At 49.5% G+C, this 1,286-nt stretch carries 1 protein-coding gene; it reads left to right on the top strand.

The window, feature by feature from the left end; genetic code table 11:
• Positions 1 to 205 precede the first annotated feature (205 nt).
• Positions 206 to 1,237, top strand: a complete 1,032-nt coding sequence (locus KEC56_RS13845) for an IS630 family transposase (protein ID WP_227531405.1) — start codon at positions 206 to 208, stop codon at positions 1,235 to 1,237.
• Positions 1,238 to 1,286 lie beyond the last annotated feature (49 nt).

The following is a 1,286-nucleotide window of genomic DNA, read 5'->3' as shown; positions in this document are numbered from 1 at the left end:
TGTTAAAATGAACAAAAGTATAAAGCTGTGGTTTTCTGATGGGTATAACGTTATGCCTAAGCCATTTCCTAAGACAGCACGCTGCAATGTATTAGACGTCAACTAAATAGCTGCGCCAAATAGTAGATCACTTTGAGGGAACTCAGCCCGGATTGTGCGATCTGATCAATCGCCAAACATCACAAATCACCAACCGGACTGAGCGATGCCGATCATAGCACCAATACCCCGTACCGAACGACGCCTGATGCAGAAAACTATCCATAAAACGCGTGATAAAAACCATGCCCGCAGGCTGACCGCCATGCTGATGCTGCACAGGGGGAGTCGTGTTACTGACGTAGCCAGAACGCTTTGTTGTGCCCGTTCGTCCGTGGGGCGCTGGCTCAACTGGTTTACCCTGTATGGTGCTGAAGGCCTGATATCACTGCGTCCGGGCCGTGAACGCCGGTGGCCCTTTGAGCAAATTTGCGCACTGCTGGTACAGCTTGTCAGCCGTTCTCCCGGTGATTTTGGTTATCAACGCTCCCGCTGGAGCACTGAACTTCTGGCGATAAAAATCAACGAGATAACCGGGTGTCAACTTCATCCCGGCACAATTCGCCGCTGGTTGCCTTCTGCGGGACTGGTGTGGCGCAGAGCCGCTCCCACTCTGCATATACGCGACCCGCACAAGGATGAAAAAATGGCGGCAATCCGCAAAGCTCTGGATAAATGCAGCATTGAACATCCGGTATTTTACGAAGATGAAGTGGATATTCATCTCAATCCCAAAATCGGTGCCGACTGGCAGGTACGGGGACAGCAAAAACGCGTGGTCACACCGGGCCAGAATGAGAAATACTACCTTGCAGGCGCACTGCACAGTGGTACAGGAAAAGTCAGCTACGTGGGCGGTAGCAGCAAAGCCTCATCTTTATTTATCAGCCTGCTTAAACACCTGAAAGCGACATACCGCCGGGCAAAAACGATCACACTCATTGTGGATAACTACATTATTCACAAGAGCGAAAAAACACGAAACTGGTTGAAAGAGAATCCCAAATTTAACGTTATTTATCAGCCGGTTTACTCGCCATGGGTGAATCACGTTGAGCGGTTATGGCAGGCATTGCACGATACGATAACGCGCAATCATCAGTGTCGTTCAATGTGGCAACTGTTGAAAAAAGTTCGCCATTTTATGGAAACGGCCAGCCCGTTCCCCGGAGGCAAACATGGGCTGGCAAAAGTGTAGCAGTATTCGGCGCAGCTATTTAGTGATATTGTTGTTTCAAACATTCAAC

It is taken from the genome of Microbacterium tenebrionis, from assembly GCF_020682665.1.
Classification (GTDB): Bacteria; Actinomycetota; Actinomycetes; order Actinomycetales; family Microbacteriaceae; genus Microbacterium; species Microbacterium tenebrionis.
This window is presented reverse-complemented; position numbering and strand designations above follow the sequence as displayed.